The 12,815-nt window shown below is 69.8% G+C and carries 8 protein-coding genes; 3 read left to right on the top strand and 5 right to left on the bottom strand.

Going from position 1 to position 12,815, the window contains the following annotated elements:
• Positions 1-101: 101 nt before the first annotated feature.
• Positions 102-797, top strand: a complete 696-nt coding sequence (locus tag UAA55_RS23610; protein ID WP_322955837.1) for a Spy/CpxP family protein refolding chaperone — start codon at positions 102-104, stop codon at positions 795-797.
• 84 nt (positions 798-881) lie between these two features.
• On the opposite strand, the gene UAA55_RS23605 is transcribed toward UAA55_RS23610, so the two are convergent.
• Positions 882-2,315, bottom strand: coding sequence for an MFS transporter (locus tag UAA55_RS23605; protein ID WP_322955836.1), 1,434 nt, complete (start codon positions 2,313-2,315; stop codon positions 882-884).
• 108 nt (positions 2,316-2,423) lie between these two features.
• On the opposite strand from UAA55_RS23605, the gene UAA55_RS23600 reads away from it, so the two are divergent.
• Complete coding sequence (locus UAA55_RS23600) at positions 2,424-3,047, top strand: helix-turn-helix transcriptional regulator (protein ID WP_322955835.1); 624 nt, start codon at positions 2,424-2,426, stop codon at positions 3,045-3,047.
• On the opposite strand, the gene UAA55_RS23595 is transcribed toward UAA55_RS23600, so the two are convergent.
• The 3 genes from UAA55_RS23595 to UAA55_RS23585 form a co-directional block, all read right to left on the bottom strand.
• Positions 3,044-4,042 carry a glycoside hydrolase family 18 protein gene (locus tag UAA55_RS23595; RefSeq protein WP_322955834.1) on the bottom strand — a complete coding sequence of 333 codons (999 nt, stop codon included), beginning with the start codon at positions 4,040-4,042 and terminating at the stop codon, positions 3,044-3,046. The two genes, UAA55_RS23600 and UAA55_RS23595, sit on opposite strands and share 4 nt — an antisense overlap.
• A 141-nt stretch (positions 4,043-4,183) precedes the next feature.
• The gene (locus UAA55_RS23590) at positions 4,184-5,650 is read right to left on the bottom strand and encodes a M20/M25/M40 family metallo-hydrolase (protein WP_322955833.1); all 1,467 of its coding nucleotides are present in this window, start codon (positions 5,648-5,650) and stop codon (positions 4,184-4,186) included.
• A gap of 130 nt (positions 5,651-5,780) precedes the next feature.
• On the bottom strand, positions 5,781-9,668 hold the full coding sequence (locus UAA55_RS23585) for a two-component regulator propeller domain-containing protein (protein ID WP_322955832.1): 3,888 nt from the start codon (positions 9,666-9,668) through the stop codon (positions 5,781-5,783).
• Positions 9,669-9,908: 240 nt separating this feature from the next.
• On the opposite strand from UAA55_RS23585, the gene UAA55_RS23580 reads away from it, so the two are divergent.
• Positions 9,909-10,328 carry a response regulator gene (locus UAA55_RS23580; RefSeq protein ID WP_322955830.1) on the top strand — a complete coding sequence of 140 codons (420 nt, stop codon included), beginning with the start codon at positions 9,909-9,911 and terminating at the stop codon, positions 10,326-10,328.
• Between the two features lie 167 nt (positions 10,329-10,495).
• Here UAA55_RS23580 and clpA read toward each other — a convergent pair whose 3' ends face one another.
• Positions 10,496-12,811, bottom strand: coding sequence for an ATP-dependent Clp protease ATP-binding subunit ClpA (gene clpA, locus UAA55_RS23575; RefSeq protein ID WP_322955828.1), 2,316 nt, complete (start codon positions 12,809-12,811; stop codon positions 10,496-10,498).
• Positions 12,812-12,815: the final 4 nt, after the last annotated feature.

The following is a 12,815-nucleotide window of genomic DNA, read 5'->3' as shown; positions in this document are numbered from 1 at the left end:
GGTTTCATCAGCAATCGGCGACAGCTTTTCCAAGTTGGCGCGTATATCCGCTTAGCCGGTTCTAGAACGGCGAAGACGAATTTGACGAGGCTTGTAGATCCATGTCCCGCTTCCGTACCCAACTCCTTTCGACCTTGGCGGTCGGTGTCTTTGCCGTCGGCGTGGCGGCAGGCGCCTTCGCCCAGGACACGTCCCATCCGGCACCGCCGGCGATGGCGCATGAGCATCATCGCGGCGGCCCGTGGGAACATGTGGATGGCCGGCTGGCCTTCTTGAAGGCCGAACTGAAAATCACTGCCGCCCAGGAAGGGCAGTGGAAGAAGTTCGAGGCCGTGGTCCGTTCCGACGCCGAGGAAATGAAACAGAAAGCCGAGAAGTTCGAGGCCGAGCATAAGGCGCGCTGGGAAAAGATCGAGGCCGCCAAGAAGGCCGGCCAGCCGGTCGAGCGCCCCGCCCCGCTCTCGCTGACCGAGCGCCTGGACCGCGCCGAGAAGATGGCGGCCGAACACGCCAGGCACATCGGCGAGATGAAGGCCGTCCTGGCCCCGCTGTACGCCAGCTTCACGCCGGAGCAGAAGGAAAAGGCCGACACCATGTTGGCCCGCGCCATCGGTCCGCACCATGGCCCGCATGGCTTCGGCGGCCATCACGGCTTTGGCGGCGGCCGGTTCGGTGGCCCCGGTCCCGGCTTTGGCGGTGACCAGGGCATGCATGGCGGCCCCGGCCGTCCCGACCCGGACGGCGATGACGACGGCGACATGCCGCCCCCGCCGGATCTGCCGGACGATGCCAACTGATCCCGGCGGGACACGCGGCGCTTGAATGAAGACGGCGGCGGATCGTTGGGATCCGCCGCCGTTCTTTTTATAACGCTCCCGGGCTCAGCGCCGGTTCGGCACCAGCGACACCAGGCAGGCGACGGCGCCCGGCAGCGCCATCAGCAGAAACAGCCCGTGGGCGGCCGCCTGGCTGCCGGCGATCCCGCCCGGATCGACCAAGCCGGCGCTGTTGGCGATGACGCCGGACAGGGCGGCGCCGAAGGCCCCGCCCAAGGATTGCATGGTGGCGATGGCGGCCGACGCCTTGTCCTGCTCCGCCTCCCCCGCCCATTTCAGGACTCCCGCCACCAAGTGGGCCCAGCAAAGGCCCACGCCGCCCCCCATGGCCAGCATGGCCAGGATGGCGGGAGCCATGTCCAACGCCCCTTCCCAGGGATCGGCCCCACCCAGGATGGGCGCCAACGCCAGGGTGGCGCCGGCCTCGAGCGCGCAGCCGACGCTGATGGCCATCACGGCCCGCCGGCCGTTGAGCGTGCCGGTGAAGAAGGCGGTCAACGTCCAGCCCAGCGCCACGAGGGCCACCAGGTATCCTGAGGCCAGCGGCGCGACCCCATGCAGGGTCTGCAGGAAATAGGGGATGTAGACGTCGCTGGAGACGGTGACGATCAGGCCGAACATGATGAGGTACAGCCGGGCGATGGGCTGGCTCAGCAGCACGGCGCCCTGGGGCAGCAGGCGGGTGGCGGCCCGGCGTTCCAGCACCAGCATGGCGGCGAACAGCACCAGGGAGGCGACCAGCAGCATGGCCTTCAGGCCGCCCCGCCCTTCCGTCCCCGCCGTGCTGACCAGCAGCACGGCACCCAGCAGCAAGCCGATCTGGGCCATCGGCGTGCGCCCATCCTGGCGCTCGTCCGCCACGCGGGGCAGCAGGCGCCCGGCGAATGCCGCCATCAGCAAGGCCGGCGGCAGCAGGATGTGGAAGCCGTAACGCCAGTCGGAGCCATCGGCGAACAGGCCGCCGGCCGTGGGGCCCAAGAAGGTGGCCACACCCCAGATGGCGGCGTAGAGGGTGGAGGCCTTGCGCCACAACGGCTCGGGATACACATGGCGGATGAAGGCGTAGGCGAGGCCCGACAGCATGCCGGCGCCCAGGCCCTGCACCGTGCGGCCCAGCAACACCACCGTCATCGCGGGCGCCAACCCGCAGACCAGGCTGCCGGCGCTGAACACCAGGGCGCCCACGGTATAGACGCCGCGCAGCCCCAGCGCCCGGGGCCGCAAGGCCACGAATTGGGAACCCAGCACGGCCGACGCGACATAGAGCGTGGTGACCCAGGCGAACAGTTCCAACCCACCGATGTCGCGGACGATGGAAGGGGCCACCGTGGCGGTGACGTAGGTCTCCACCGCGAACAGGGTGACGCCGCCGCCCAGCATCAGGGTGCCGGGCAACAAGGCGGGTGAAAACAGCCGGAACACCGACGCCGCCGGCGGCTTCACCGTCCCGGCGGGATCAGGTTTGGGATTCAGGGACATGGGGTGGCTTTCCTCGAAGGCTTATCCTTGACCTGCCGGATGATTTTTTCCAAGTTATTAATTGGAAAATATGCTCGCCCTCGATTAAAGCAAGCCAAACTTGGAAATATGACGCGCCAATCGCCCACGAACCGCATCCTGCTGCTGCTCAAGACGGAAGGCCCCCAGGCCACCGCCGCGCTGGCCGCCGCGCTCGGCATCACCGGTGAGGCGGCGCGCCAGCAGCTGTCGCGCATGGCGGAGGATGGCTTGGTGACGAGCGTCAGCGAGGGGGCCGCCGGCCGGGGCCGCCCGCGCCAGCTGTGGCACCTGACGGCGGCTGGCAATGCCCAGTTCCCTGACGGCCATGCCGCGCTGACGACCGCCCTCCTGTCCACGCTGGTGGCGCAGTTGGGCACCGGCGCCCTGGAGGCCGTCATCGCCGGGCGGGAGGCGGAGACCTTGGCCCGCTATCGCGCCCAATTGGCGGACGCGCCCGATTTGGCCGACCGCGTCCGCCGCCTGGTCGCCATCCGCACGGCGGAAGGCTACATGGCCGACAGCTGGATGCTGGATGACGGCAGCTGGCTGCTGGTGGAGAACCACTGCCCCATCTGCGCCGCCGCCACCGCCTGCGCCGGCTTCTGCCGGTCGGAACTGGAAACCTTCCACGCCCTGCTGGGTGGCCGGGTGGAACGGGCGGAACACATCCTCCAGGGCGCGCGGCGCTGCGCGTATCGGATCACGCCCTAACGATTCCCGGTGAAGCCCGCGAACGTCCGCGCGTAGGCATGGAGTGCCTGGGCCTGGCCGCTGCAGTCGTTGCGCGCCTTGCCGTCGCCGGCGCATGTGCCGTTGTCCCGGCCGATCTGCCAGAAGGACAGGCCGCCCAGGCCATGTTGGTCGGCGTAGGCACGCAGCAGGGCGGCGTCGGCCAGGGTGAAAACCTCGTCGCCGGCGTCGTTCTGGCCGATCATGGGCGTGGCGGCGATCATGGCCCAGTACCGGGCGTCGGGGCGACCGGGCAGCAGGGTTTCCAGTTGCCGGCGGACATGGGCCAGGCCTTCCAGGGAACGCGACCCCATGCGGCCGGCGGACTTGCCGTCTCGGTAGTCCATGGTCATGAGGTTGACGACGTCGAAGCGCACGCCGGCGGCCACCGCCGACCGCAGCACCGCCAGGTCGATGGGCCGCATGCCCAGATCCGGGCGCACCGCCAGGGTGAAGGAGATGTGCAGGATCTTGCCCGCAGCGTCCCAACGGTCCTGCAGGCGTCGCAAGCCCTGGGTGCGCGCCGCCACGATGGCCGGGCGCAGGTTGTCGTGCACGTCCCCATCCTCGGCATCGATGTCCAGATGATCGATGCCGAAGCGCGCCAGCGCCGCGTCGTACTGGTCGGCGAAGGTGTCGGCGCTGGGGCAACGCTCCGCCAGGTCATCGGCGTTCCAGCCGCCGCTGGACAGGATGAGGGTACCGCCAGCGGCGCGGAAGGCGGCCACCCGGTCCAGCAGCCGCGCCTCCGGAATGGGCCAGCCGCCCTGGCAGGCGCCCTGGGCGTTGAAAAAGGCCAGGGTCAGGGCCTTCTGGCCGGTGGCCTGGGCCCATGCGGCGAGATCGGGATCATCGGTGAGGTCGACATAGGGCGCGGATCCCAGGCGGTTGTCGGCGGCGTGCGCCATCCCCGTTCCCAGGGCCAAGAGGATGGGCAGCGCCAAGCCCGCGCGCCGCAAGAAATGCCCCTGACCCATGCCCTGTTCCTCCCGGATGTCCCTGATGTCGGGGCAACCGTAGTGGAGAGGGCGTGGCCCAGGGCACCGGACATTCCGGCAATATCGTCATTTGAAGGTAATTGGGGGAAGGCGAAGGCGCCCTCCCCCTGCCACAGGCCCTTATTTGGCGCCGCCCGGTGCCCGGAAGGTGCCGCTGGCCTGCATGGCCAGCCACAGCACGCTGGCATAGGCGGCCGTGGACTGGTCGATGGTGGGGCGGTCGATCCGGTCCAGGGTGTCGTCGGCGGTGTGGTGGATGTCGAAGTAGGTGGTGGCGTCCAGCGACAGCTCCGCCACCGGCATGCCGGCCTCGGCCATGGGCCCCAAGTCGGAGCTTTCGCCCTCGCCATCCGCGCCCTGGACGATGCGCAGCGGCTTCAGCGCGGCGGCCATGGCGGCGATGGCGCCCTCGGCGTTGGCGTTGGACTTCAGCTTGAACTGCCAGACGGGGCCGATGCCCAGGTCGGCCTCGGTGCCCAGCACATAGTGGGCGGCCTCGGCCGCGTGCGCCTTGCCGTAGGCCGCGGCACCGTAAGTGCCCTCCTCCTCCGCGGCGAACAGCACGACGCGCAGGGTGCGCTTGGGCTTTTCCGGCAGGCCCTTGATCAGCTTGGCGGAGGCCAGGGCGATGGCCACGCCGGCGCCGTCGTCGATGGCACCCGTGCCCAGATCCCAGCTGTCCAGGTGCGCGCCCATCACCACGATCTCATCCGGCTTCTCCGTGCCCTTCAGATCACCCACGACGCTGTAGGTGGTGATAGGGTCCAGGGGACCCACGTCCAGCACCAGTTTCATCTTCACCGGGCCGTGCTCAAGCAGGCGGTCGAGCTGTCCGGCGTCGATGGTGGAGATGGCGCCGGCCGGGATCTTGGCCACGCCCTCCTCATACCGGGTCATGCCGGTGTGGGGCGTGCGGTGCGCGTCGGTGCCGACGGAGCGGATGATGACCGCCACGGCGCCCTTCTTGGCCGCCGCCGCCGGGCCGGCGAGGCGCATGGCCACGGCCTCGCCATAGCCGCTGCCGTCTTGGGTGCGGGCCATGGGCAGGGCGATGTAGGCGATCTTGCCGGTCAGCGCGCCGGCGGGCGCGGCCTTCAGATCCGCCAGGCTGGCGAAGCGCACCACCTCGGCCTCGATGCCCTCGGGGCCGGTGCCCACGCTGGCGCCCAGCGCCGCCACGGCCACCGGCTGCGGCATGGGGGCGACGATGCTGGCCCGTTCCAGGCCCCGGCGCCAGCCGGGCATGGGCACGGCCTCGGTGTGCACGTCCTGCAGGCCCATGTCCTTCATGGCCTTGACAGCCCAGGCCACGGCCGCCGCGTCGTTGGGGGTGCCCGGCAGGCGCGGGCCCACCTGGGTGGTCAGCGATTCCACCACCTCATAGGCGCCGCTGCCGGCCAGGGCCCGCTTCTGCAATTCCTTCACGCTGCTGAGCGCCGAGGCCGGAATGGTGGCCGGGCCGGCGTCGGCCCACGCCGCCGTGGCCAGCAAGCCCACAATCCCGCCCAGGGCCACGCCCAGGGCCACGCCCAGGACCACGCCCAAGGCGCCGCCCGTGCCCAAGCTCCTGTTCTTCAATGCCAACACGCCCTTGTCTCCCATCCATCGCATCGTTCCGGGCGCGGCCCCCGCCGCCGTCCCGGCTCGTCGTCAGGAAAAGAAACTGCCACGGCCTGGCCCTTGAGCGCCACGCCGCAGTTGTCGCCATGACATCTGTTCAAAGGCTGGGTTCCAGCACCGGCGGCGCTTCGCTGGGCTGGAAGCTGCCCAACGCGATGTGCACGCGCGTGCCTTCGCCCGGCAGGCTGTCCAGGCTCAGTTCCCCGCGCAGGGGGCCGGTCACCAGGTTGTGCACGATGTGCAGGCCCAGGCCGGACCCGCCCGCCCCTTGTTTGGTGGTGAAGAAGGGCTCGAACGCCTGGGCCGCCAAGTCGGCCGTCATGCCCCGGCCGTTATCGGACACGGTGACGGTGGCTGGGCCGCCTGGCGTGCCCGCCACCTGGATATGGATGGCCGGTTGGTCCACCCCGTCGAAGGCGTGAACCACGGCGTTCTGCACCAGGTTGGTCAACACCTGGGCCAGCTGGCCGGGGCGGGTGGGCACGATCAGGCCGGCGGGGCCGTCCACGGTGGCCGTCACGCCGTGGCCCTTCAGCAGCGGATCCAGGCTGACCAGGGTTTCGCGCAGGTACTCCGTCAGCGGGACGGCGCGCACCCGCTCGCTGGTCTGATCCACCGACAGCTGCTTGAAGCTCTGCACCAGGTCGGCGGCGCGACGCAGGTTGCGGTTCAGGATCTCGCACTCATCCCTGGCCTGGGACAGGAACTCGTCCAGGTCGCCCCGGCGCAGGCGCTTCTCCGCCACGGCGCCGGCCAGGGCCTCGACCTCACCCTGCAACTGCGAGCCGAGCGTTACGGAGACGCCCAGCGGCGTGTTGATCTCATGCGCCACCACCGCCACCAGGTTGCCCAGCGAGGCCAGCTTTTCCTGCTGCACCAGACGGGTCAGGGCGTTTTCCAGGTTGGCCAGGGTCTGCGCCGTCTCCTCCCGCGCCTGTTCCACCTCGCGGAAGGCCGCGGCGTTGGTGATGGCCACGGCGGCGAACGCGGCCATGGAGCGCAGTGCCTCCGCATGGCGGGGCAGTGCCGCCTCCGGCCGACTGATGCGCACCTCCACCACGCCCAGGCGGCGGCCGCCAACGCGCAAGGGGGCGTACAAGGCGGTGTCGTCGGGCCCGATGCTGGTCGAAGCCCCTTCCGCCGCCCGCTGGTACAGCGGGTCTTCCAGCGACAGGGGCCCCAGGTTCGTATCCGTCGTGCCGGCGGCATAGACCAGGGAAAGGCTGGACGCCTCAGGCTCGGCGAACAGGGCCACGCGCAGGGCCGCGGCCGGCATCAGCTCGGCCACATGGGCGTGCAGGGCGCGACAGATGGCCTCCCGCTCCAGCGAGGCGGACAGGTCGCGGCCGGCGTCGCCCACGCGGCGCAGGGTGGCGGCGGAGGCCGCCAGGTCGGCCGTGCGGGCGTCCACCAGTTCCTCCAGCTCGCGCTGGCGGCGGTGATGCCAGGACAGGCGGGCCCAGACCGCCAGGGCCACGGCGCCGATGACGCCGGCCCCCGCCATGATGCGGAACCACCAGGTCTGGTACCAGGCGGGCAGCACCGTCACGGGCAGCGACAGGGTTTGCGGGTTCCATTGCCCGTCCTTGTTGCTGCCCCGCACCAGCAGGCGGTAATGGCCGGGCGCCAGGTTGGTATAGACGGCGCGGCGGCGCTGCGCGTCCTTGTCCAGCCAGCCACCGTCGAAGCCTTCCAGCATGACGGCGTAGCGGTTGCGGTCGGGGGCGGAGAAGTCCAACGCCGTGAACTCCACCTCGAAGCTCCGGTCGCCGGGACGCAGGATCAGGGGCACGCCGTCGACGGCGGCGGGCGGTACGCTTTGCGACCCCACCCGCACGTCGGTCACCGCTAGCGGCGGAGCGAAGCGCCAATCGCTGATGTCCTCGGGCGACACGATGGTCATGCCGCCGTCGCCGGCGAACAGCAGCCTGCCATCCGGCGTCACGGCCGAGGCGTTTTCCCAGTAGCGGCGGATCAGGGCGTTCTCCGCCGGGCCCAGGACACGCACCGCCAGGCTGCCCACGTCGATGCTGACCAGTTCATCGGCCGTGGTGGCCCAGACATGGTCGTGACCATCATAGGTCAGGTTGTTGATGCGCAGGCTGGGCAGGCCATTTTCACGGCTCAGGATACGGAAGCGCGGTTTGCCGGCGCTGTCGCGCCCTTCCAGGATGGCGATGCCGCCCTGGGCCGTTCCCACCCACAGCCGGCCCCGGCCATCCTCCGCCAGGCTGTTGATATAGTCGTGTGGCAGGGAACCGGGGTCGTTCCTGTCGTGAGCCAGGCGCTCCACGGCGCCGGTGGCCGGATCCAGGCGGTTCAGACCATGCTCCGTGCCCACCCAAACGGCGCCGGTGTGATCCACCGCCAGGGCGATGACGCGGTCGTCCACCAGGCTGGCGGGGTTGGCGGGGTCGCGGCGGTACAGCGTCTTGGCACCGTCGGCGTCGATGCGCACCAGGCCGGAGAAGGTGCCGACCCACGTGGCCCCGCCGGCCGTGACCGCGCGGGAGATGTAGGGATAGGGATTGGTGGTGGGCAGCGCCTCCCGGTCCACCATCCCCGTCGCCTCCGCCACCCGGTAGAGGCCGCGCGGCGTGCCGGCCCAGATGACGCCGGGCGCCCCGGCGTCCGCGCCGGCGCGGCGGGCCATGGCCAGCACGTCCAGTTGCGGCAGGCTGTGTTCCGGATCGGCATGCGGCCCGCCGGCCAGGACACGGCGCACCTGGCGGGTGGCGGGATCGAACGCCAGCACGGCGCCATCGCCGCCCAGCCAAAGCGTGCCCTGGGGGGCGACCGCCACGCTCTTGATGGTGGGCAGGTCGCCCAGCGGCGGGCGGCCATTGCCGGTGAACAGCGTCACCAGGGCGGCGTTGGTGGGGTTGTGCACGTCCAGGCCGGAGTCGCCGCCCGTCCAGATCAACCCGGAACGGTCCTTGAGGATGGCGCGCAGGGCGTTGCTGGACAGGGTCGCGGGGATGTCCGGCTCATGCCGGATGGCGTGATAGGTGCCCCTGGCGATGTCCACCTCGGCGATGCCGTTGCCCAGGGTCGCCACCCACAGCACGCCTGGCCGCACCTCCACGGCGCCGCGCATGGTGACGGCGGACAGCGGCGGCTCCCCGTCGCCTTGCGGATGGATGACGGTCAGGGACCGGTCGCGCGGGTCGTAGACGCCCAGGCCGCTGCGGTCGCCGCCCAGCCATAGGCGCCCGTCCGCCCCCTCCTCGATCTGCCAGAGGCTGTCGGCCAGCAGGGCGCCGGCGGCAGGGGACGGGGTCGCCACCGGCGGCGGCGCGAAACGGTCTCCATCAGCCGGCCGCGTCACCAGGCCCTTGGCCGTGCCCACCCACAGGGCGCCGGCGCGGTCCTGGTGCACCGTGAACACCGTGCTGTGGGGCAGCGCGTCGTCGCCGGGGCCCCTGTCCTTGGGGCCGCCGTCCTTGGCGTCCTTGTCGGCGTGGCGGAATCGTTCCGTCACCCGGCCGTCGCCGGACAAATGGTCCAGGCCGCCACGGGTGGCGACCCAGACGCCGTCGGCGCCATCATCGCTGATATCGTAGATGGTGGCGGCGCTGACGCCCGCGGGGCCTGGGGCGACGGTGCGGAAGCGTTCGGTCACCGGGTCGTAGAGGGCGAGGCCGCCCACATGGGTCCCGACCCACAGCCGGCCGGCGGGGTCGACATGCAGGGCGCGGATGACACCGTCCGGCAGCGAGCCCGGCACGTCCGGATCCGGCTGGAACACCCGCATGTGATAGCCGTCGAAGCGGGCCAGGCCGTTGGTGGTGCCGATCCAGATGAAGCCGCGCTGGTCCTGCGCCAGGGAGAAGATGGTATCGCTGGGCAAACCCCGGCTGCGGTCGATATGCTCGAATGCCGTCTGCCCCAGCGCCTGCCATGGTCCAGGCTCCGCCCGCGCCGCGCCCCACGGGACGCAGGCGGCCCCCAAGGCGGCCAGCCATACCACAACGAACAATGACACTACGCGCATCAGCACAACCACCAGGGTGACGGCAATCGCCGGAGTCACCGATACGGGTGGCCCGAACAATCCTGGATTTTATAGGAAAGGCGGCGCCGCGCCACAAAATCAACGATACCGGTTCCACTGCGTCCTGCGGCAAAGGGACTGTGCGATGGTGGGGAACAGGCCTATTGTGGCGGCAACACGGGCTTGCGCCCCAGGGCGCGCCTACTGCGAGGAGCCGAGGGGCCAACCGTAATGAGTATCCAAAATACCGGCGCCGGAGACGCCGCCCCCGGCCTCCGCGTCCTGGTGGCGGAGGACAACCGGGTGAATCGGGAGCTGATCCTGGCCGTCCTGCGCCGCCTGGGGTACGAGGTGACGGGCGCCGCCGACGGGGCGGAGGCCATCGCCCTGTTCGACGCCGCCGAAACACCCTTCGACCTGGTGCTGCTGGATCTCAACATGCCCGGCGTCGGCGGGGCCGAGGCCGCGCGGGAACTGCGCGGCCGCCCCATCCCCGCCGGTCGCGACCGGCCCGTGCCTTTGGTGTTGATGACGGCCGAGACCGACGTCATCGACCACCTGACCACCGGCCTGTTCTCGGGCTACGTCGCCAAGCCCCTGGCCTGGAACGACCTGGACGCCCTGATCAAGCGGCTGGTGGCTTTGTCCTGAGGCCCCTTTTCAAGTGCTGGGGCGCCGCCGGCTTGGCCGCCCAGCCTCGATTTCCAACCCGCCTCTGTCTCCCGTCACCAGTCCTCTATGCAACCGTTCCAAAACGGCACGGGCCCCCAGGAACATCCCGGGGGCCCGCCCGTTTCCAGCGCGATGGAGACGCTGGCTCAGTTGACCAGCTCCGGCACCTTCTCCTCCGGCTTTTCCGCCTGCGGCGGACGGGCGCCACCGGCGGCGTAGTCGAAGGACAAGGCGTCGTCCTTGACGGTGACGCGGACGGCCCCGCCCTTGACCAGCTTGCCGAACAGCAGTTCCTCGGCCAGGGGCTTCTTGATGTACTCCTGGATGGTGCGGCCCAGGGGGCGCGCGCCGTACAGCGGATCATAGCCCTTCCTGGACAGCCACTCGCGGGCCTCGTCCGTCAGCTCGATGGTGACGCCGCGATCGCTCAGCTGCGCCTCCAGCTCCATGACGAACTTGTCCACCACCCGGCCGATGATTTCCGGCGACAGGCCCGAGAACGGGATGATGGCGTCCAGGCGGTTGCGGAACTCCGGCGTGAACAGGCGGTTGATCGCCTCCTCATCCTCGCCCAGCCGCTGCTCCCGGCCGAAGCCGAAGGCGGGCTTGGCCAGGTCGGCGGCGCCGGCGTTGGTGGTCATGATCAGGATGACGTTGCGGAAGTCGACCGTCTTGCCGTTGTGGTCGGTCAGCTTGCCATGGTCCATCACCTGCAACAGGATGTTGTAGAGATCAGGGTGCGCCTTCTCGATCTCATCCAGCAGCAGCACGCAGTGCGGGTGCTGGTCGATGGCGTCGGTCAGCAGGCCGCCCTGGTCGAAGCCGACGTAGCCCGGGGGCGCGCCGATCAGGCGGCTGACCGTGTGCCGTTCCATGTATTCCGACATGTCGAAGCGGGTCAGTTCGATGCCCAGGGTGCGCGACAGCTGGCGCGCCACCTCGGTCTTGCCCACGCCGGTGGGGCCGGAGAACAGGTAGTTGCCGATGGGCTTTCCCGGATCGCGCAAACCGGCCCGCGCCAGCTTGATGGCGCTGACCAGGGTGTCGATGGCCTTGTCCTGGCCGAACACCATGGTCTTCAGGTCGCGTTCCAGGTTCAGCAGCACCTCGCGGTCATCGCGGCTGACGCTCTTCGGCGGGATACGGGCGATCTTGGCGACCACCGCCTCCACATCCTTCACCTGGATGGTCTTCTTGCGCTTGGCCACGGGCAGCAGCATCTGGGCGGCACCGACCTCGTCGATGATGTCGATGGCCTTGTCCGGCAGCTTGCGGTCGCCGATGTACTTGGCCGACAGCTCCACCGCCGAGCGGATGGCCTCCCGGGTGTAGCGGACGTTGTGGTGCTTCTCGTAGTAGCTCTTGATCCCTTCCAGGATCTTCACGGCGTCGTCCAGCGAGGGCTCGTTGACGTCGATTTTCTGGAAGCGGCGGACCAGGGCGCGGTCCTTCTCGAAGTAGCTGCGGTATTCCTTGTAGGTGGTGGAGCCGATGCAGCGCAGGGCGCCGCTGGCCAGGGCCGGCTTCAGCAGGTTGCTGGCGTCCATGGCGCCGCCCGAGGTGGCGCCGGCGCCGATCACCGTGTGGATCTCGTCGATGAACAGGACGGAGCCCTCGACCGCCTCCAGCTCCGACAGCACGGACTTCAGCCGCTCCTCGAAGTCGCCGCGATAGCGGGTGCCGGCCAGCAGGGCGCCCATGTCGAGCGCGAAGATGGTGGCGTTCTGCAGCACCTCCGGCACCTCGCCGTGGACGATGCGGCGGGCCAGACCCTCGGCGATGGCGGTCTTGCCCACGCCCGGGTCACCCACGTACAGCGGGTTGTTCTTGGAGCGGCGGCAGAGGATCTGGATGGTGCGGTCAACCTCCTGCCCGCGGCCGATCAGGGGATCGATCTTGCCGCTGAGGGCCTTCTTGTTGAGGTTGACGCAATAAGCCTCCAGCGCCTCCGTGCCCTTCTTGGGCGCCTTCTCGCCGGCGGGCGTCTCTTCCTCGGCGCCGCTGACCCGCTTGGTCTCCGACCGGCCTGGGGACTTGGCGATGCCGTGGGAGATGTAGTTGACGGCGTCGAAGCGCGTCATCTCCTGCTCCTGCAGGAAATAGACGGCATGGCTTTCCCGTTCGGAGAACAGGGCGACCAGCACGTTGGCGCCCGTCACCTCTTCCCGGCCGGAGCTTTGGACGTGGATGGCGGCGCGCTGCAGCACCCGCTGGAAGCCGGCGGTGGGCTTGGCGTCCTCCGACCGGCTGGAGATCAGGTTGCTGAGCTCATTGTCCAGGTACTCACCCAGTTCGACGCGCAGCTTCTCCACGGTCACGCCACAGGCGCGCAGCACGGCCAGGGCGTCCTGATCCTCCGTGAGGGCCAGCAGCAGGTGTTCCAGGGTCGCGTACTCGTGCCGACGCTCATTGGCGTAAGCTAGGGCCCGGTGCAGCGTCTGCTCGAGATTACGCGAGAGCATGCCT

Source organism: Nitrospirillum guanabarense (assembly GCF_034653355.1).
Classification (GTDB): domain Bacteria; phylum Pseudomonadota; class Alphaproteobacteria; order Azospirillales; family Azospirillaceae; genus Nitrospirillum.
The sequence above is the reverse complement of the archived record's forward strand: the minus strand, read 5'-3'. Positions and strand labels throughout refer to the sequence as shown.